The following is an 18,208-nucleotide window of genomic DNA, read 5'->3' on the forward strand; positions in this document are numbered from 1 at the left end:
GAGGTGAATGTGTCTGGCTTTGTGTCCTCTGTCCGCCGCGCTGTCTATCGTAAATTATTCGATTTAAACACGCGCTCAGGTCGTCGTTTTGAAGGTCTGTGCGCGCTGTTTGCGTTGCTTAGCGTCATTGTCATCTTCGTCGAGTCGGGCGTCGGGACGCAATATCATTTAACGTATGATGAATGGCGTTCTTTTGTCTGGCTGGAGATCTTTATTACTCTGGTCTTCACCGCCGAATACTTGCTGCGATTAAGCTGTTGGGCCAATCCGGCAAAATATGTGTTTAGTTTTTGGGGTATTATCGATTTGGCCACCATTTTGCCGCTGTATGTGATGTGGTTATGGCCAGAAATGAGTCTGAACTATGTGTTTGCCTGGCGAGCGATGCGGGCGATTCGTGTACTGCGGATCCTCAAGTTGCTGCGCTTTATGCCTTCGTTGATGGTGTTTTGGGGCGCCATAAAAAGCGCACGTCACCAGTTGATTCTGTTCTATTCGTTTATCGCCATTTTAATGATTATTTTCGGCGCGTTGATGTATCTCATTGAAGGGCCGAAGTATGGATTTGATACGCTGAATGCGTCGGTGTACTGGGCCATTGTGACGGTAACGACGGTTGGGTATGGGGATATTGCGCCGCACACGCCGTTAGGACGTATGGTGGCCTCAGTGCTTATCCTGATCGGTTATTCAGTAATTGCAATACCCACGGGCTTGATTACTACGCACATGAGCAGCGCGTTTCAGCATCGGCAGAATCAGCGTCAATGCCCTCAGTGTCAGCAGCATCAGCACGAGCACAGCGCGCAATTTTGTAACCGCTGTGGAACTAAGCTTCCGAATTAAATAAAAAAAGCTGCCTGGGCAGCTTTTCTTTTGACTCATTCGCGCCAGAGAATATGGCAGAGCTTGTGATCTTTTTCACGGCATAACAAAACGCGTGCGAAAATATCGTTAATCTCGCCATCTTCTGAGTCGGCCAGACCAATCACCACTTCGGCAAAAAAGTCAGGATTCAGGTCAAAATCGACGTGCTCCTGCCAGTCTTCTGCCGGGTCAAATAACTCTGCGCCGCCGCGTTCTTCAAACTGTAAATTGAACAGAAGAACGTCAGCGGGGTCGAGATTGTCTGTCGCCAGTTCGAGAAAAATGTCATAAGCCTGCTCAAGCGTTTCGTCTTCAGTCAGGCGATTGTTCAAATCCATATCCATAATGACTACCTGTTTACCGTCTCTTGGGCACGTTTTACAGCAACGGACTAAAGAAGTAAAACAGTCGCTCGGTGATCCGTTGCCAGAGTGGCCTTTTTAGCCACAAACGCGCATCAAGCAGGCGCGAACGGGAGATGTAATCGTCCTGTACTGCCGCGAGATCGGCACCAAATCCGGCATCGTCAATCACCAGCGTGATCTCAAAATTCAGCCACAAGCTGCGCATATCCAGGTTTACGGTACCCACCAGACTCAGCTCACCATCGACCAGCACGCTCTTGGTGTGCAAAAGACCCCCTTCAAACTGGTAAATTTTCACGCCAGCCGCCAGCAGCTCGGTGAAAAAGGCCCGACTTGCCCAGCCAACCAGCATAGAGTCATTTTTGCGGGGAAGAATAATGCTCACATCCACCCCACGCTGCGCCGCCGTACAGATGGCATGCAGCAGATCGTCGCTGGGGACGAAGTAGGGCGTGGTCATGATTAAATATTCACGCGCAGAGTATGCCGCGGTCAGTAACGCCTGATGGATCAAATCCTCAGGAAAACCCGGGCCGGAGGCTATGGTATGAATGGTGTGCCCACTTGCCTGCTCAAATGGCATGATATTGGCATCCGGTGGCGGCGGTAAAATGCGCTTACCGGTCTCAATCTCCCAGTCACAGGAATAGACAATCCCCATCGCGGTGGCGACCGGACCTTCCATTCTTGCCATCAGATCAACCCATTGCCCAACGCCGGCATCCTGCTTAAAGAAACGCGGGTCAACCATGTTCATACTGCCGGTGTAAGCAATATAATTGTCGATCATTATCATCTTACGGTGCTGGCGTAGGTCCATGCGGCGTAAGAAGACACGCATCAAGTTAACCTTCAGTGCCTCAACGACTTCAATACCTGCATTACGCATCATCGCGGCCCACGGGCTGCGGAAGAACGCCACGCTGCCTGCGGAGTCCAGCATCAAGCGACAGTGAATACCGCGTCGTGCCGCGGCCATTAATGATTCTGCGACCTGGTCGGCCATGCCGCCGGGTTGCCAGATATAAAACACCATCTCAATGTTATGCCGCGCCAGTTGAATGTCGCGGATCAACGCCTGCATCACGTCATCGGAACTGGTGAGCAACTGAAGCTGGTTTCCTTTAACGCCGCCGATACCCTGGCGACGTTCGCACAGCTTAAATAAAGACGAGGCGACGCTGCTGTTCTCCTGAGCAAAAATATGGTTACAGGCTTTTAGGTCGTTGAGCCACTTGGCTGTTGAAGGCCACATCGCTCTGGCGCGCTCGGCGCGACGTTTGCCCAAATGAAGTTCACCAAAAGACAGATAAGCAATGATCCCGACCAATGGCAGAATATAGATGATCAAAAGCCAGGCCATTGCAGAGGGCACTGCGCGTCGCTTCATCAGAATGCGTAATGTTACGCCAGCGATGAGTACCCAGTATCCCAGAATGACCAGCCAACTCACCACGGTGTAGAAGGTTGTCATAAATTTAAAAATCCTTTTGAAAGCGTATTGTTAAGAGTTTACGCATCAGGATTCATCTGGCAAATAAAAACACGGGAAAACTGCTGGTCTGCATTCGGTCAGGCGGTATAATGTCCGCTCTGTGACGGTAAGAGTGGTTAACATGAAGCGTAGTAGAACGGAAGTGGGGCGCTGGCGGATGCAGCGTCAGGCCAGTCGCCGTAAAGCGCGTTGGCTTGAAGGACAATCGCGCCGCAATATGCGCATCCATACCATCAGAAAGTGCATTCTCAACCATCAACGTAACTCGTTGTTGTTTGCAATCCACAGCGTCTGATCAAAATGGGCATCGCTGGCGGTGCCCAATGACCACAGCACAACCCGCCATCTTTTATCCTCCCGCTTAATATTCTGCGTTATTCAATCAGCCCCTTATTTATTGATTGCTCGTGTCGGATATGTTTGTAACAATGTGCCGGTAATAACTAATTATATAAATTTTCACCAATATTTTTGTACGGTTTTTGAAAAACGGAGTTTAGATGAAGTATTTAATGGCGCTCATGCTGAGTGTGACGTTGTCTGGTTGCACGGCAAGCGACTGGATTGATGCTGCCGGTGGCATCATGCAGGCAACAGATAAAAATCAAAAAGACGCCAGGACTAAGCGAATCAATGCGGCCAATAAAGCTGCTGGATATTAAAGAATCAGTGAGTTAATGCCACTTCTGATGGCGTAATGCAGAAGTGGTATTGGGTTTCTCAGATGGATGCGGTGATGTATCTTGTTGTTTTAAAAGTGATAAGTTAGTGAGTTGAAATTTTATTGAGCTTGATGTATCGCTTTTCAGAAGTGAAATACATAATAAATTGATAATGATAAATAGCAATTTAATAGGAAGTCGACAGCATTCCTCTACCTTATTCTACGTCTGTAGAAAAGACCGTCATTATTCATGAAACGATTCGCCGCATAACATTTTGCCAAATGCTTTAGCTTCTAACCACTAAGTGTTATATGCCATGGTGAGTATTGAAATAGCAATAATACAGGTGCATTGAATATTATCTATTCAGATGCACCCTTGTGAATATTATAAGCGGGTAGATAATCACTCTGCTTATTAATGTTAGTCTGACGTTGTTGCTTAAAATACTTTCTTATACGGTTTTACTGAAACTTGCGCATAAACGCCTGCCGCTACATACGGGTCAGCTTCAGCCCATGCTTGTGCAGCTTCGAGTGATTCAAATTCGGCAATGACGGTTGATCCGGTAAATCCGGCCGCACCCGGGTCGTTGCTATCCACGGCGGGCATAGGACCTGCGGTCAACAGGCGACCTTCGTCATGGAGAAGTTGCAGACGTGCCAGATGTGCCGGGCGCACGGAAAGGCGTTTTTCGAGAGAATCAGCGATATCTTGAGCATAAATAACGTACAGCACGGGAAGAGCTCCTTGATCGGTAAAAGTCGTTAATTACGTTATTGGAAAGGCCTAACAACTGCAACGGAAAGATAACGGATTTGTTAAGCCCCTACTTTAGAAGTGGGTTATTATCATAAAATCGCGTTTTAAATGCCGCTTACCGCCATGGGCTTATTGAATATGATTGCTATTTGCATTTAAAATCAGGGCCTGGTTTTTTAACTGAAACGATTATGACTTCAATGACCCTTGATTTACCTCGTCGCTTTCCCTGGCCGACGTTACTTTCTGTCGGCGTTCATGGTGCTGTAGTGGCAGGACTGCTGTATACCTCGGTACATCAGGTTATTGAACTGCCTGCGCCCGCGCAGCCGATTTCTATCACGATGGTCGCGCCAGCTGACCTCGAACCGCCGCAGGTTGTTCAGCCGCCTCCGGAGCCCGTCGTCGAGCCAGAACCGGAACCCGAACCGATTCCTGAACCGCCAAAGGAGGCACCGGTCGTTATTGAGAAACCGAAGCCAAAGCCAAAACCGAAGCCAAAACCGGTGAAAAAGGTGCAAGAACAGCCGAAACGTGACGTTAAACCGGTTGAATCACGCCCGGCTGCGCCAGTTGAAAACACCGCGCCTGCGCGCCCGACCACCAGTACCGCCCCGGCCACTAGCAAGCCGACCGTCAGTGCGCCTGCTGGCCCGCGTGCGCTGAGTCGTAATCAGCCACAGTATCCGGCACGTGCGCAGGCGCTGCGTATTGAAGGTCGTGTAAAAGTGAAATTTGACGTGACGTCAGATGGCCGGGTTGAGAACGTGGAGGTGCTTTCCGCACAGCCCGCCAATATGTTTGAGCGTGAAGTGAAGAATGCCATGCGCAAATGGCGCTACGAGGCGGGCAAACCCGGCTCCGGACTGGTGGTGAATATTGTTTTCCGTCTGAACAACGGTACTGCGCAGATCGAGTAAGAAGTTGGCCGGATGAGGCGCTACGCCATCATCCGGCAATTAGCATAAGGCTTGTCTGATTTCGACGTTAATGTGTCGTATCAGGCAGAGGCGGGGATCGGACGGGGTTTCCCATCTTTATCCACGGCCACGTAGATAAACAACGCTTCGGTGGCTTTGTAGCGTTGCCCAATTGGCTCAGATGCCACTTTCTTAACCCAGACTTCAATATTAATGCTGATGGATGTGTTACCGCGCTTCACACAGCGCGCATAGCAACAGACCACATCACCGACGGCAACCGGGCGTAAAAAACTCATTCCTTCCACTCGCACCGTGACCACACGACCGTGCGCGATTTCCTTGGCCTGAATAGCGCCACCGATATCCATTTGCGACATCAGCCAACCGCCAAAAATATCGCCGTTAGCATTGGTATCGGCTGGCATGGCCAGAGTACGTAAAACCAGCTCACCTTGAGGGGTGTTATTCGTTGTTGTCATTGTAGAACCGACTGTAGAGAAAGATTACAGGCGCGATGCTACTAGAATTTGTGGGCTGAGAACAGAGGGGAGGCGGTGTGCAACGCGGTGTTAAAGTGAGAGAAAGGTATGGTGGGTTAAAAATTCGCCAGATCCGCAGATCTGGCGAATGCACATTATGACTTATCTTCCTGCGGCAGATGACGGTAAATATATACCCCGCTCAGCAGCGTGAAGACCAACGTCAGGGCGGTTAAGCCAAACACTTTGAAGTTAACCCAGATATTTTGCGGCAGCCAAAACGCGATGTAGATATTCGCCAGACCGCACAGGATGAAAAAGACGGCCCAGGCCAGGTTCAGTTTCGACCATACCGGCTGCGGCAGCGTCAGTTCTTTACCTAACATGCGCTGAATCAGCGGTTTTTTCATCACCCACTGGCTGACCAGTAAGGCACCCGCAAACAGCCCATATATCACCGTTACCTTCCACTTAATGAATTCATCGTTGTGGAAGAAAACGGTCAGGCCGCCAAAAACAGCCACCAGAATAAAGGTGATCAACGCCATCTTCTCGACCTTGCGATAGCGAACCCAGCTGTAAATCAACACAATGGCCGTCGCGACAATCAGTGCCGAGGTCGCCGCATAGATGTCATAAAGCTTATAAAAAGCGAAAAAGACCACCAGCGGTAAAAAATCAAGAAACTGCTTCATTCTTCGATTCCGTAATCAAAAAGCATCGACCAAGAGGCCGGGATGCGTTCAGGGTTTATTGGCGAATCAGCATATACAGGCGGAACAAATAGATCAGCAAAACGGCAGAAATCATATTGCTCAGCGTATTCGCCACTACCGCGCCAACATTCGGCGTTAATACAGCAAAAGTGGGGGCGAGCAGCAACAGTGACGTTTTTGCCAGCAGCCAACCGATCACAGCGGGCGCAACCAGTCGCATATTAGACCACGCCAAACGCATACTGTTGCGCATGGCTGCAAAGACACCCATCTTATCCTGAACCATCATCACTGGCGCAAGCGACAGCAGAATGGCCAGCACAATACCGGGTACAACGACCAGCATAATCCCGATTTGCACCAGCAGGGTAGTCAGAAAAATCAGAATAAACAGCTTAGGCAATACCGGTGCACTGGCGCCAATGGCCCGCAGCGCGCTGACTCGATGGCCTGCTGAAATTAACTGGATCATCAGAATAATACCACCCGCGAGGATGGCATTGCCGATAAGTCCAGAAAATGTCGATGCCGCTGACGCACGTAGCAGGATTTGCTGCTGTTCCGGTGTCATGTTCTGCACCAGGTCGAACAGTCCCACGCTGTTGATTATCTGATCCCCTTCACTGAGTTGCGCAATCTGCGCGTCGCTGGGGGAAAAAGCATGCCCGAACACCACCGTGATAAACGCGCACAACAGCGATACCAGCAAGATGGTAATGAATTGATTACGGAAAAAGTTTCCCGTGTCACGGTAAACGGACTTCGCCGTGATTGACATGCACTCTCCTTGAGTTTTGCAGGTGTTCATTTGCGGGCAATTGTACCCTGGATAACTCAACAGTGGCAGCATCGCGAGGTGTATGGAAAAGCATATCTTTGTAAAGCGGCGGTAATTTTTGGCTATGACTTCAGCATTATGCAACAACGCTGTTTGTTCTCTGTACACCATGGCTCATTACGTCCGTATACCATTGAAGGGAAAAATGCTCACAGGGTGGAAATATATCAAAATTGATCTGAATTAAGTTAACCAGGATTTTGAATGCAAGTTCTAACTTAATCTGGATCAATAAATGTTAAATTACAGGCGTCAATGTGATCTGTGTTAGATCATTTATTACTCCATTGTAGGTATATTCGTTCCGCTTTTATAACCATAACGATGGAGCGGACATGAAAAAATTAACAGTGGCAGCATTGGCATTAACAACTCTACTTTCCGGGAACGCATTTGCGCATGAAGCGGGAGAGTTCTTTATTCGCGCAGGTTCTGCAACCGTAAGACCGACGGAAGGTGCGGGCGGTACGCTGGGAAGTTTAGGCGGTTTTGACGTCAGCAATAACACGCAACTGGGGCTGACATTCACCTATATGGCGACCGACAATATTGGTGTCGAATTACTGGCAGCAACGCCGTTTCGTCATAAAATCGGCACCTCAACCACCGGGGATATCGCGACCGTTCACCATTTACCGCCAACGCTAATGGCGCAGTGGTACTTTGGCGACTCCAGCAGCAAGTTGCGTCCTTACGTTGGCGTCGGCGTTAACTACACCACGTTCTTCGACGAAGGATTTAACGATAACGGTAAAGAAACCGGATTATCTGACCTGAGCCTGAAAGACTCCTGGGGTGCGGCGGGACAGGTGGGGATGGACTACTTAATCAACCGCGACTGGCTGATTAACATGTCGGTCTGGTACATGGATATCGACACCACCGCGAGCTACAAACTGGCTGGCGCACAGCAGCACGATAACGTACGCCTCGATCCGTGGGTGTTTATGTTCTCTGCGGGTTATCGTTTTTAAGCTCTTCTGGAAAACGGGTCATCACATGACCCGTTTTCCATTCTGTACATCCAGGGCAATCCAGACGTACAGAATAGGGTTGCTCAAGTATTAAAAGAGAACGCGGACACCTGCTTTAATATTGAGTGGCGCCTCGATGTTTGAACCTTTGGAGTAGCCGACTTCAGAAAATAGAGAGGCATTCTTCCCGATTTTTGCATCAAGGCCTAAGCTATAATTACCGACAGTACCTGAATTGTCATTTCTAATCTTCACACTTTTATTGATATTTACTGAGTTATCATCAATAAATTCATTTTCAATTGAAATTTTGAAATATGGCGTGATTTTAGCGCTCTGGCCAACATTTAAGTTGGTTCCTAATTTAGCACCAATTTCTCCTTTGAAAGATCTGTCATTGCCCAGATCAACCTTCATGCCATTGCTTAGTGAAACGTCTTCACTCTTGGCAATAAAGTATTCTGCTCGAGTGTAGGGAACAAAAAACGTTTTATCAAACCATGTGTACTTACCTACTTCCAAAGCAGAACCAAAACCTGTTTGCTTAAATTCAGTGGTTGCAACATCGACGGAGTCAACGATGACTTTGGAATTAGTGTCAAATCGGTTACCTTTAATTAACCCATCAATGTAAAGCCCGTTTTTATGGATATATGACGCATATAAACCAATTGAATAGCTGTCAACATCAGAATGCGTCCCTGATTTTTCTTTAATTTTGTTTTGGGTGATACCCGCAGACACACCAAAACTTATATCGCCAGTTTCTGTCGGGAGAGTTTTCCCTATGCCGTACTCAAAACCATTTTGTTTGAGTTTATATGGGTCGTTCACACCATTATCAACGCGATAATCTGAACTAATGAATCTTCCCCATACATGATTTCCTTCAATATCGGTCAGGCTATTATTCAATCTGTCTGATATAGTATGAAACTCATTTGTGAAGATTGAAGAAGCATAGGATGCCATTGACAATGCAGCTTTTGCTGAAGATGAAAGTTGATCACTATGCTGTTTCAAATACCAATCATCATTATTTTTTTCTAAAGTATATACATATGAACCCAGTTCAACTTTATCACCATTTAATTTAAAAGCATCATTTGTACTATTACCAGCATGAATCAAGTGATATCCATCGCTGCTTTCTTTACCACTACCTTTAATATTAACTGTATTGTTGGTTCCGGAAAATTCAGACACATCAAGGAAATCACCACTCATACCTTCAATTTTCATAAAAAATGAAGAGTTGCTGGAATCTAATTTATCAACGCTAAGAGTTTTAAATTCCTTTAAATCAGTTGATAAGTCATTATCAAAAGAAGAACGAAAATGAACAGAGGAATCATTTAGATTCATGTTTCTATTCTTTATGCTGTTGATAACATAGATATTACTCTGACCTGATAGTGAAATGTCAGCATCGGAACCTTCGGCCATATAAATTTCAGCGCCGTTTTTTAGCGTCGCGTATCCAGCTAAAACACCAGCTTCATGGATGAAGCCTACACCACCGTCGAAACTTACATTTTCACCAGTAGCGTTTGGATCTATGTCGTACTGCCCTCCTATAACAGTAGTATCTTTTGCATAACCGCCAGTATTAATATCCTGACGGCCTCCTGTATTCACAGTGACGTTAGAGGCACTACCATTAACACCAATGTTTTGATAACCACCCTTATTAATGGTATCTCCAGATGTAGTACCTCCCTCTGTTACCACTTGTTTTCCACTATTTATAGTGGAATTAGTAGCTGTGCCACCACGTACAAATACAGCGCCTCCATTTATAATGGTCTTGTTAGACATGCCATTTTTATATACGTATTGTGCACCGTCACTGTTAACTGTTGTATTTTCTGATTTTCCGCCGGCATTAATAAATTGCCTGCCCTTGCTTTCTACGCTAGTGCTGACTGCCGTTGCATTATTATTGACGTGTTGAATTCCGGACATTGCAATGTACGCATTCTCAGAAATAGCGTCAGATTCAAGTTTTTGAATTCCTGATAATATCTTGAAATTATCAATCAAAGCACCAGTTACCGTGCTTTTTCCGCCGTTAAGTACAATGTTAGAAGCACTTCCGCCAGTATGAATATACTGATGACCTCCAGTGATGATAGTGCTATCCAATATTTTTCCATAAACATCTTGTTGTTTATTAATCACTTCATTTTTTACTTCAGTGCCTTGATTTACTTTTACAGTAAAATCTGCAGAGAAACCTGCACCCGGTAAAACTGACAGGATTAATGTGCTGATCACTTTCTTTTTAAACATACATAACACTCGCAATAAAAAATAAATAATTATCAGTTAAGGTTGCCGCAAACATAAATAGTAGATTGCCGCTCAACGAACGATAAATAGATACAGTTTATTAAACTTGAAAAAACAATGACGCTACAATTATTAAGATTAGTAATTCCAGCAGGAAAAACTAATCTAAGGCCATTGTTTTATATATTGTAAAAATGCGTAACTTTCAGGGCAACTCGAATTTTTCTGGTGTTCATGTAGGTGTTTTCTGATGTTGTTGCTGTGAAATTATTAGGTATCTATATTCTGTGTAAGTTATCGCTTCTAACGCTGAGATTCAAATGTGAAAAGACGGGGCGAGCGTTGTCCCGTCTTTTTGGCCCTGTTTTTCCCCTCCCGCCTTTTCACCCTTCGATCAAATGCTACTCTTTAAGCAAACCTGCTTTGAGGGCATTGACGATGGAATTGTCCCGCCAACAGCTGCAACAAAAAATTTCACTTCTGGAATCATCACCCAACGATGACATAGCAGAATTCGCCCTGTATGCTGCGCGCGCACTGCTGGGGTATATGACTCGGGTGGAGAGCCTTGAATACGCTCTGGCCGTACCGATCAAATTACCTTATTGCAGTGCCAGCCCGGTTTGCGAAATTGAAGCGGGTTATGCCGCCGGCGTCAGCGACTGCCGTGAGGCCATTCGCCGGGCGGGCTATCTGCTCGATGGTGAAGACTAGTTTGCGCATTTGTTAATAAAGATATGCTTTTTATGGGTAAATCTGTAACTTAGCGCTCAAGTAACTGATTTGGCAATGCGGGTAACTATCAGGGTGGACGCGTGAAGATTGTGCAGGATAAGCTCAGAAACAGGCAGGCGTTGCTGGTCTCTGGCCTCATTACACTGATATTTACATCACTGTTCCTGTTCATCATTTACGAGCAGCGTACGGCCACCGCAAGTGAAGGTATCAACCGTCTCCAAACGCGTCTCATGGACATCTTTAACGACAATGAACTGATCGCGGACGCCATCGGTGAGCGTTATCACCACACCATTAATGGTGGACGATGTGGCAGCAAGTCGCGCTTTGTTCCGCGCGAGGAGGGGGAGTGGGGAATCAACGCCGATCGAAAGCGGATACATTCGGCATCTGGAGCCATTATCGCTAAGCAGCCCAGCCAGCAGGCCCTGTGTATGTTTACCGCCGCAGAGTTTATCCGCGGAATGGTGAATGAGCTCAATCCGGGCACTTTCGACGCGCATCGTTATATTATCGCCAAAGACGCAGATTATTTTTACTGGTTTACTCCTGCCGACTCTCACAATTTTTCTTTCGCTGACTCCGAGATGGCGCTCGATATTTCCAATTTTTTCTACCCGCCGGTCGATTTTTATACCCGACTACTGCAAAAAAACGTCAAAAACAAAGCCCTTAGTTCGACCAATTTTTACACCGATAAAATCACCGGTGATAAGGCGTACAGTGTCGTTAGCTATATTTACGATCTGTCAGGCGATGATATCTCCGATCATATCGTGGCGTACCTGGTTTATGACCATTCGAAACCGGAATTGCAAGATGAGTTGGCAAACGCGTTTGAAAACCAGCTTCCGCCGGGTCTTAATGTGGCATTGGTGAATTTACTCAACAACGAGAGTCTCTGTTTAGCCGGGAAATGCACAACTCTGAACAACGCGCATGTCAGGATGTTGTCAGAAAAGTATGCGCTGCACTATTCGATCTCGTTAGGTCGTTTTATGGTACACGATGCGCATGCCGGAATTGTGATTCTTTTGGCGCCGTTCTTCTTTATTATCATTAGCTTTTCGTTGAAATCGTGGCTGAATGAAAGCGATCTAAAGGTGTATATCGATTCGCTGACCGGTTGTTTTAACCGCAGGATCCTCGACATTATTAAACGCCGGGATTTATCCCATTGTTCGGTGGTACTTCTGGACTGTAATAAGTTTAAGGCCGTCAACGACACCTGGGGCCACGCGGCCGGGGATCGCGCACTGCAAACCATTGCCAACAGAATGCTGTCTAATACCCGAACCAGTCACGATCTGGTGATTCGTACCGGCGGGGATGAGTTTATGATCCTGCTGTTTCGCTCTCAGGCGAGTGACGCTATCGCCATCGCTGAGCGTATTAGCGGTCAGGTCAATAATCACGTATTTGTGGTGGAGGGGCACACTGTGCCGCTGTCGGTGTCATGGGGAATTGCGGAAGTGAACGGTGAACTGGATGTGGCTATTCAGAACGCAGATAACGCCATGTACAAAATGAAGCAGGCGAAAGAAGGATAAAACCGCCAGATTTAGGCTGGCGGTTGTGGCTTGTTACTGATGCGTGGCGGCTTTCATCGCGCTGACAAAGGCCCTTAGCTCTGTCAGCATCTGTTCCGGTGCGGCGACATTTTTCTCGATAATTTTCACAATCGCCGAGCCTGAAATCGCCCCGGCAGCACCTGCTTCAATCGCCCCCGCGACCTGCTCAGGCGCTGAGATACCGAAGCCTTGCAACGACGGCGGTGCATTGTATTGTTTCAGCTTCTCGACCAGATGATGCAGCGGTAGCGCAGCACGCTTTTCGGCGCCAGTCACGCCAGCACGAGACAACAGATAGGTATAACCGCGACCATGGGACGCAATCTGGCGCAGCAGGTCGTCATCAGCGTTCGGCGGGCAGATGAAAATCGGTGCCACGTTGTGGCGCAGTGCCGCTGTCCGGAATGGCGCAGACTCCTCAACCGGCACATCGGCGACTAACACTGAATCCACGCCGACTTTTTCACACTGGGCGTAAAATTCGTCAATGCCTTTACTGAATACCAGATTGGCGTACATCAGCAGGCCAACAGGAATATTGGGATGTTTTTGACGGATCAGCGCCAGCATTTCGAAGCATTGCGACGGCGTGACGCCTGCGGCAAAAGCACGTAAGGTCGCATCCTGAATGGTCGGGCCGTCAGCCAGCGGGTCGGAGAAGGGGATCCCGAGTTCGAGCGCATCGGCTCCGGCGTCGATCAGCGTATCAATAATCTTCAGCGACTGCTCAACAGAAGGGTCGCCGAGAGTGACGAAGGGGACAAATGCACCTTCTTTGCGGTCCTTCAGCTGTGCAAACAGGTTTTCATAACGTTCCATCAGATTTCCCCTCGTGCTTTCAGAATATCGTGTACGGTGAAGATGTCTTTGTCGCCGCGACCGGAGAGGTTAACCACCAGCAGTTGCTCTTTGTCCGGATCCTCACGCATTATTTTCAACGCGTGCGCCAGGGCATGTGATGACTCCAGGGCCGGAATGATCCCTTCATGCAGGCACAGGGTTTTAAAGGCTTCCAGCGCTTCGTCATCGGTAATCGATACGTAATCGGCACGGCCAATACTGTTCAGGTAAGCATGCTGTGGCCCGACGGATGGAAAATCCAGACCCGCTGAAATCGAATAGGACTCTTCGATTTGCCCCTCTTCGGTTTGCATCATCGGTGATTTCATGCCGAAGTAAATCCCGACGCGACCATGCTTCAACGGCGCGCCATGTTCACCGGACTCAATCCCGTGACCGCCCGGCTCAACGCCAATCAACCCGACGCTGGTGTCATTAATAAAATCAGCAAACATACCGATAGCATTCGACCCACCACCCACGCAGGCGATAACGGCATCCGGCAGACGACCTTCTTTTTCGAGGATCTGCGCTTTGGTTTCTTCGCCGATCATGCGCTGGAACTCACGCACAATAGTTGGGAAAGGATGTGGGCCAGCCGCCGTACCAAGCATATAGTGCGCAGTATCGTAGCTGCCAGACCAGTCGCGCAGCGCTTCATTACAGGCATCTTTCAGCGTGGCGGAGCCGCTGTGTACCGGGATCACCTCGGCGCCCATCAGCCGCATACGGAACACGTTGGGAGACTGGCGTTCGATGTCTTTCGCACCCATATAGATGCGACACTTCAGGCCAAGCAAGGCACAGGCGAGCGCGGAAGCTACGCCGTGTTGACCGGCACCTGTTTCAGCGATGATCTCGGTTTTACCCATACGTTTTGCCAGCAGCGCCTGACCCAACACCTGGTTAGTCTTGTGCGCACCGCCGTGCAGCAAGTCTTCACGCTTCAGATACAGGGTGGTGCGAGTACCTGCGGTGATGTTCTGGCATTTGGTCAGCGCGGTAGGGCGGCCTGCATAGTTTTTCAGCAGGTCGGTAAACTGCGCCTGAAACTCAGGATCTTTCTGCGCGCTGACGAAGGCTTCTTCCAGCTGGCGCAGGGCAGGCATCAGAATCTGTGGCACATACATGCCGCCAAATTCACCAAAATAGGGGTTGAGTAATGTTGTCATGTCCTTTTCCTTAATATGCGCGCAGTGTTTGAAAGACCGAGGCCAGCAGACGCGCATCTTTGATGCCCGGCTGCGACTCTACGCCAGAATTGAAATCGAGACCGGCACAGCCGGTTTTAGCCGCGTCGACGCAGTTATCTGCACCGAGTCCGCCAGCCAGTAAAACGTTATCCAGTGATTGCCCACCCAACAGCGACCAGTCAAAGCGCTGTCCGCTGCCGCCCTGGCCGTTGTCGAAAACGTATCTATCAACATGCTGATAGCTGCGGACTGGCAGTGACTCGCCCACGCTCAGCGCCTTCCAGATTTGCACCTGTTGCGGTAATGCCGCACGCAGCGTATCGATATAAGTCTGATCTTCGTTCCCGTGCAGTTGCACGGCTGTCAGTGATAAATGCCCGACGGTGGAGCACACGTCATCAATATTGCTGTCGCGAAACACGCCAACGTACTGTAGCGGCGCACCTGTCATGACCTCACGAGCCTGCTCAATATTGACGGCACGTGGTGAAGAAGGAACAAAAATCAGTCCGCCATAAATTGCGCCGGATTCATACGCCGTATGGGCATCCTGTGCGCGCGTCAGTCCGCAGACTTTATTCTCGCCGAGCAGCACGCGACGTACCGCTGCATGTAGGTCCTGATGCGACATCAGCGCGGAGCCAATCAGAAAACCGTTGGCGAAATGGCTGAGTTCGCGCACCTGGCCGTAGGTATTAATGCCGGACTCGCTGATGACGGTCACGCCGTGGCCCAGTCGCGGTGCCAGTTGGCGGGTGCGATTGAGGTCAATCGACAGGTCGCGCAGATCGCGGTTGTTAATGCCCACGACTTTTGCGCCAAGCGCAATGGCACGTTCCAGCTCTTCTTCGTTGCTGACCTCGGTCAGCACACCCATTTTCAGGCTGTGTGCCACGGCGGCAAGCTGACGATATTGTTCGTCATCCAGCACGGATAGCATCAGTAAACAAGCGTCAGCCTGGTAATGACGGGCCAGGTAAATCTGGTAAGGATCGATAATAAAGTCTTTACACAGAATCGGCTGTGGTGCGATGCGGCTGACGATGGGCAGGAAATCAAAGCTTCCCTGGAAATATTTCTCGTCGGTCAGCACAGAAATCGCCGAGGCATAATGTTTATACACACCCGCAATATGTGCCGGGTCAAAGTCATCACGGATCACGCCTTTTGACGGAGAGGCTTTTTTGCACTCCAGAATAAACGCGGTCCGCGCGCCTTGCAGCGCATCATAAAAATGTCGCGAGCTTGGCTGAACATCATTTTGAAAGCTGGCCAACGGTTGTTGCTGTTTGCGGGCTTCTACCCAAATCGCCTTGTCTGCGACAATTTTCGCTAAAACGGTTTGCATCATTTACCCTCTTGCTGCCAGGGCGGTGACCCGGTCATAGGCCGCGCCGCTACGCAGGACATTAATCACGATTTGTGCGTTGGCTTTTAAATCTTCTTCGCCGTGCAGGCGCATTAACATGGCGACATTCGCTGCCACGGCGGCCTCGTGCGCGGCTTCACCTTTACCTTGTAACAAGCGACTGAGAATGTCACGGTTTTCTTCCGGCGTGCCGCCCGCCAGCTGTTCCTGGTGATATGGCGTCAGGCCAAAGTCGTCTGCCGTCAGCTGATAACTCTTGATTTCGCCGTCATGCAATTCGGCCACAATGGTCGGTGCATGCAGCGAAACTTCATCCATTCCGCCGCTGTGCACCACGGCTGCACGCTGATATCCCAGCACGCGCAGGGTTTCGGCAATGGGCAGTACCAGTTCCGGGCTGTAGACGCCGATCAGCGCCAGCGGCGGATGCGCAGGGTTAATCAGCGGCCCGAGCACGTTAAACAGCGTGCGGGTTTTGAGCTGCTGACGAACCGGCATGGCGTGACGAAAACCGGTGTGATATTTCGGTGCAAACAGGAAACATACGCCCAGTTCGTCAAGCGCCAGGCGCGACTTATCGGCATTCATATCCAGGTTGATGCCAAAGGCCGCCAGCAGATCGGACGATCCTGATTTACTGGAGACGCTACGGTTACCGTGCTTCGCTACCTTTAACCCACAGGCCGCGGCGACAAACGCGCTGGCGGTGGAAATGTTGATGCTGTTGCTGCCGTCACCGCCGGTCCCGACAATGTCGGCAAACAGATAGTCCGGACGTGGGAACGGCGCGGCGTTCTCCAGCAGGGCCGTCGCCGCCCCGGCAATTTCATTCGGATGCTCACCGCGCACTTTCATGCTGACCAGTGCGGCAGCCAGCTGCTCCGGCTTCAATTCACCGCGCACGACTGCAGAGAACAATTGGTGGCTCTCCTGCTGGGACAGCGTCTGGGCCTGATACAGTTTTTCGAGAATAGGCTGCAGCGTGTTGGTTTGTTCAAGCTTCTGCTGTGCCCAGGCCAGCGTTTGCTCCAGCAGACGCGCGCCCTGAGTGGTGAGAATTGATTCCGGATGGAACTGGAATCCGCACACGCGGTCGGTGTCGTGGCGAACCGCCATCACCATGCCGTTGAAGTGGGCGTTAATAGTTAGTCCCGCCGGGACGTTGCTGCCGACCAGTGAATGGTAACGCGCCACAGGCAGGGGATTAGCCAGACCGGCGAACATTTCCTGGCCGTCGTGTTCAATACTGGAGGCTTTGCCGTGCAGGATTTCTCCCGCCTGACCTACATACCCGCCGTAAGCTTCGACAATCGCCTGATGCCCAAGGCAAATACCGATAATCGGCAATTTGCCGCGCAGGCGAGTCAACAACTCCGGCATGCAGCCTGCTTCGCTTGGCGCGCCCGGACCTGGCGAAAGCATCAGTACCGGGTTTTTCATGGTCGCTAAGCGGTCAATTAAGGTCTGAGCCGGGATATGGTTGCGATAAATCACCACGTTGTGGCCGTTGGTACGCAGCTGATCTGCCAGGTTATAGGTAAAAGAGTCAATGTTATCGAGCAGCAGAATATCAGCCATTAGAAAATCTCCTGTGCGTGGTGTGCTGTGGCGATAGCACGCAGAACCGCACGCGCTTTATTACGGGTTTCATCGGCTTCAGACTGCGGTACAGAGTCCAGAACAATCCCGGCACCCGCCTGCACGGTGGCGATACCGTCTTCTACCAGGGCAGAACGAATCACAATGCACGTGTCCAGATCACCGTGGGCGGTGAAGTAACCGACCGCGCCGCCATAGCTACCGCGGCGGCGACCTTCAGCCTCGGCGATAAGCTGCATGGCGCGCACTTTCGGCGCACCGCTCAGCGTGCCCATGTTCATACAGGCACGGTATGCATGCAGGACGTCCAGGTCATGACGCAGTTCGCCGACCACGCGGGAAACCAGGTGCATCACGAAGGAATACCGGTCAACTTTGGTCAGGTCGGCCACGTAGCGACTGCCCGGGGTACAGATACGTGCCAGGTCATTACGCGCCAGGTCCACCAGCATCAGGTGCTCGGAAAGTTCTTTATGGTCAGTGCGCATTTCCAGCTCAATACGGCTGTCGAGATCGCGGTCC

The 18,208-nt window shown here is 49.7% G+C and carries 19 protein-coding genes and 1 pseudogene; 7 read left to right on the forward strand and 13 right to left on the reverse strand.

Annotated elements, in window-relative coordinates; all coding sequences use genetic code 11:
• Nucleotides 1-9 precede the first annotated feature (9 nt).
• Entirely contained in the window at nt 10-846 is an 837-nt protein-coding gene (locus tag FDW95_RS15080; protein ID WP_115258307.1) for an ion transporter, read from the forward strand.
• A 35-nt stretch (nt 847-881) separates the two neighbouring features.
• On the opposite strand, the gene FDW95_RS15085 is transcribed toward FDW95_RS15080, so the two are convergent.
• Together FDW95_RS15085 and cls are read right to left on the reverse strand one after the other, a co-directional pair.
• Entirely contained in the window at nt 882-1,211 is a 330-nt protein-coding gene (locus tag FDW95_RS15085; RefSeq protein WP_096756803.1) for an HI1450 family dsDNA-mimic protein, read from the reverse strand.
• 34 nt (nt 1,212-1,245) lie between these two features.
• Complete coding sequence (gene cls / locus FDW95_RS15090; protein WP_096756804.1) at nt 1,246-2,706, reverse strand: cardiolipin synthase; 1,461 nt, start codon at nt 2,704-2,706, stop codon at nt 1,246-1,248.
• A 142-nt stretch (nt 2,707-2,848) separates the two neighbouring features.
• On the opposite strand from cls, the gene FDW95_RS15095 reads away from it, so the two are divergent.
• Nucleotides 2,849-3,022 carry a YciY family protein gene (locus tag FDW95_RS15095; RefSeq protein WP_096756805.1) on the forward strand — a complete coding sequence of 58 codons (174 nt, stop codon included), beginning with the start codon at nt 2,849-2,851 and terminating at the stop codon, nt 3,020-3,022.
• A gap of 205 nt (nt 3,023-3,227) precedes the next feature.
• Nucleotides 3,228-3,389 (forward strand): hypothetical protein, encoded by a 162-nt coding sequence (locus tag FDW95_RS23210; protein WP_164496617.1) that lies wholly within the window; start codon nt 3,228-3,230, stop codon nt 3,387-3,389.
• Between the two features lie 444 nt (nt 3,390-3,833).
• Here the strand turns inward: FDW95_RS23210 and FDW95_RS15100 are convergent, their stop codons facing one another.
• Nucleotides 3,834-4,130, reverse strand: coding sequence for a YciI family protein (locus FDW95_RS15100; protein WP_003020675.1), 297 nt, complete (start codon nt 4,128-4,130; stop codon nt 3,834-3,836).
• Between the two features lie 215 nt (nt 4,131-4,345).
• Between FDW95_RS15100 and tonB the strand changes: the two genes are divergently transcribed.
• On the forward strand, nt 4,346-5,074 hold the full coding sequence (tonB, locus tag FDW95_RS15105) for a TonB system transport protein TonB (protein WP_212734304.1): 729 nt from the start codon (nt 4,346-4,348) through the stop codon (nt 5,072-5,074).
• 80 nt (nt 5,075-5,154) lie between these two features.
• On the opposite strand, the gene yciA is transcribed toward tonB, so the two are convergent.
• The 4 genes and pseudogenes from yciA to FDW95_RS23885 form a co-directional block, all read right to left on the reverse strand.
• A complete protein-coding gene (gene yciA / locus FDW95_RS15110; RefSeq protein WP_115258308.1) occupies nt 5,155-5,556 on the reverse strand; it encodes an acyl-CoA thioester hydrolase YciA in 402 nt (133 codons plus the stop codon).
• Nucleotides 5,557-5,711: 155 nt separating this feature from the next.
• Nucleotides 5,712-6,251 (reverse strand): septation protein A, encoded by a 540-nt coding sequence (locus tag FDW95_RS15115; RefSeq protein ID WP_115258309.1) that lies wholly within the window; start codon nt 6,249-6,251, stop codon nt 5,712-5,714.
• Nucleotides 6,252-6,306: 55 nt separating this feature from the next.
• Nucleotides 6,307-7,050 carry a YciC family protein gene (locus tag FDW95_RS15120; protein ID WP_115258310.1) on the reverse strand — a complete coding sequence of 248 codons (744 nt, stop codon included), beginning with the start codon at nt 7,048-7,050 and terminating at the stop codon, nt 6,307-6,309.
• A 28-nt stretch (nt 7,051-7,078) separates the two neighbouring features.
• Nucleotides 7,079-7,165, reverse strand: a pseudogene (locus FDW95_RS23885) (YkgJ family cysteine cluster protein); the annotation flags it as partial.
• Between the two features lie 280 nt (nt 7,166-7,445).
• On the opposite strand from FDW95_RS23885, the gene ompW reads away from it, so the two are divergent.
• Nucleotides 7,446-8,084 carry an outer membrane protein OmpW gene (gene ompW / locus FDW95_RS15125; RefSeq protein ID WP_096756809.1) on the forward strand — a complete coding sequence of 213 codons (639 nt, stop codon included), beginning with the start codon at nt 7,446-7,448 and terminating at the stop codon, nt 8,082-8,084.
• A 90-nt stretch (nt 8,085-8,174) separates the two neighbouring features.
• Here the strand turns inward: ompW and FDW95_RS15130 are convergent, their stop codons facing one another.
• Nucleotides 8,175-10,376, reverse strand: coding sequence for an autotransporter outer membrane beta-barrel domain-containing protein (locus tag FDW95_RS15130; RefSeq protein ID WP_115258311.1), 2,202 nt, complete (start codon nt 10,374-10,376; stop codon nt 8,175-8,177).
• 438 nt (nt 10,377-10,814) lie between these two features.
• Here FDW95_RS15130 and FDW95_RS15135 point away from each other — a divergent pair, with 438 nt between their 5' ends.
• Both FDW95_RS15135 and FDW95_RS15140 read left to right on the forward strand, forming a co-directional pair.
• Nucleotides 10,815-11,090 (forward strand): hypothetical protein, encoded by a 276-nt coding sequence (locus FDW95_RS15135; RefSeq protein ID WP_115258312.1) that lies wholly within the window; start codon nt 10,815-10,817, stop codon nt 11,088-11,090.
• A 101-nt stretch (nt 11,091-11,191) separates the two neighbouring features.
• Nucleotides 11,192-12,664, forward strand: a complete 1,473-nt coding sequence (locus FDW95_RS15140; RefSeq protein WP_115258313.1) for a GGDEF domain-containing protein — start codon at nt 11,192-11,194, stop codon at nt 12,662-12,664.
• A 33-nt stretch (nt 12,665-12,697) separates the two neighbouring features.
• On the opposite strand, the gene trpA is transcribed toward FDW95_RS15140, so the two are convergent.
• From trpA to FDW95_RS23890, 5 genes are all read right to left on the reverse strand, one after another.
• Nucleotides 12,698-13,504 carry a tryptophan synthase subunit alpha gene (gene trpA / locus FDW95_RS15145; RefSeq protein ID WP_115258314.1) on the reverse strand — a complete coding sequence of 269 codons (807 nt, stop codon included), beginning with the start codon at nt 13,502-13,504 and terminating at the stop codon, nt 12,698-12,700.
• Nucleotides 13,504-14,697 carry a tryptophan synthase subunit beta gene (gene trpB, locus FDW95_RS15150; protein ID WP_115258315.1) on the reverse strand — a complete coding sequence of 398 codons (1,194 nt, stop codon included), beginning with the start codon at nt 14,695-14,697 and terminating at the stop codon, nt 13,504-13,506. The genes trpA and trpB overlap by 1 nt, the downstream gene beginning before the upstream one ends.
• A gap of 10 nt (nt 14,698-14,707) precedes the next feature.
• Entirely contained in the window at nt 14,708-16,069 is a 1,362-nt protein-coding gene (gene trpCF / locus FDW95_RS15155) for a bifunctional indole-3-glycerol-phosphate synthase TrpC/phosphoribosylanthranilate isomerase TrpF (protein WP_223240225.1), read from the reverse strand.
• Nucleotides 16,070-17,665 carry a bifunctional anthranilate synthase glutamate amidotransferase component TrpG/anthranilate phosphoribosyltransferase TrpD gene (trpD, locus tag FDW95_RS15160; protein WP_096756814.1) on the reverse strand — a complete coding sequence of 532 codons (1,596 nt, stop codon included), beginning with the start codon at nt 17,663-17,665 and terminating at the stop codon, nt 16,070-16,072.
• The coding region (locus tag FDW95_RS23890) for a chorismate-binding protein (RefSeq protein WP_249359134.1) at nt 17,665-18,208 on the reverse strand (544 nt) is incomplete at its 5' end. The genes trpD and FDW95_RS23890, both read right to left, overlap by 1 nt.

The sequence above is a fragment of the Citrobacter sp. wls718 genome (assembly GCF_005280945.1).
Classification (GTDB): domain Bacteria; phylum Pseudomonadota; class Gammaproteobacteria; order Enterobacterales; family Enterobacteriaceae; genus Citrobacter; species Citrobacter gillenii.

What these genes read in the sequence shown, in the direction of transcription:
- trpCF (WP_223240225.1), bottom strand. Translation starts at nt 16,069, where the DNA reads ATGATGCAAACCGTTTTAGCGAAAATTGTCGCAGACAAGGCGATTTGG.
- FDW95_RS15130 (WP_115258311.1), bottom strand. Translation starts at nt 10,376, where the DNA reads ATGTTTAAAAAGAAAGTGATCAGCACATTAATCCTGTCAGTTTTACCG.
- trpD (WP_096756814.1), bottom strand. Translation starts at nt 17,665, where the DNA reads ATGGCTGATATTCTGCTGCTCGATAACATTGACTCTTTTACCTATAAC.
- FDW95_RS15135 (WP_115258312.1), top strand. Translation starts at nt 10,815, where the DNA reads ATGGAATTGTCCCGCCAACAGCTGCAACAAAAAATTTCACTTCTGGAA.
- FDW95_RS15095 (WP_096756805.1), top strand. Translation starts at nt 2,849, where the DNA reads ATGAAGCGTAGTAGAACGGAAGTGGGGCGCTGGCGGATGCAGCGTCAG.
- tonB (WP_212734304.1), top strand. Translation starts at nt 4,346, where the DNA reads ATGACTTCAATGACCCTTGATTTACCTCGTCGCTTTCCCTGGCCGACG.
- FDW95_RS23210 (WP_164496617.1), top strand. Translation starts at nt 3,228, where the DNA reads ATGAAGTATTTAATGGCGCTCATGCTGAGTGTGACGTTGTCTGGTTGC.
- yciA (WP_115258308.1), bottom strand. Translation starts at nt 5,556, where the DNA reads ATGACAACAACGAATAACACCCCTCAAGGTGAGCTGGTTTTACGTACT.
- ompW (WP_096756809.1), top strand. Translation starts at nt 7,446, where the DNA reads ATGAAAAAATTAACAGTGGCAGCATTGGCATTAACAACTCTACTTTCC.
- cls (WP_096756804.1), bottom strand. Translation starts at nt 2,706, where the DNA reads ATGACAACCTTCTACACCGTGGTGAGTTGGCTGGTCATTCTGGGATAC.
- FDW95_RS15115 (WP_115258309.1), bottom strand. Translation starts at nt 6,251, where the DNA reads ATGAAGCAGTTTCTTGATTTTTTACCGCTGGTGGTCTTTTTCGCTTTT.
- trpA (WP_115258314.1), bottom strand. Translation starts at nt 13,504, where the DNA reads ATGGAACGTTATGAAAACCTGTTTGCACAGCTGAAGGACCGCAAAGAA.
- FDW95_RS15120 (WP_115258310.1), bottom strand. Translation starts at nt 7,050, where the DNA reads ATGTCAATCACGGCGAAGTCCGTTTACCGTGACACGGGAAACTTTTTC.
- FDW95_RS15085 (WP_096756803.1), bottom strand. Translation starts at nt 1,211, where the DNA reads ATGGATATGGATTTGAACAATCGCCTGACTGAAGACGAAACGCTTGAG.
- trpB (WP_115258315.1), bottom strand. Translation starts at nt 14,697, where the DNA reads ATGACAACATTACTCAACCCCTATTTTGGTGAATTTGGCGGCATGTAT.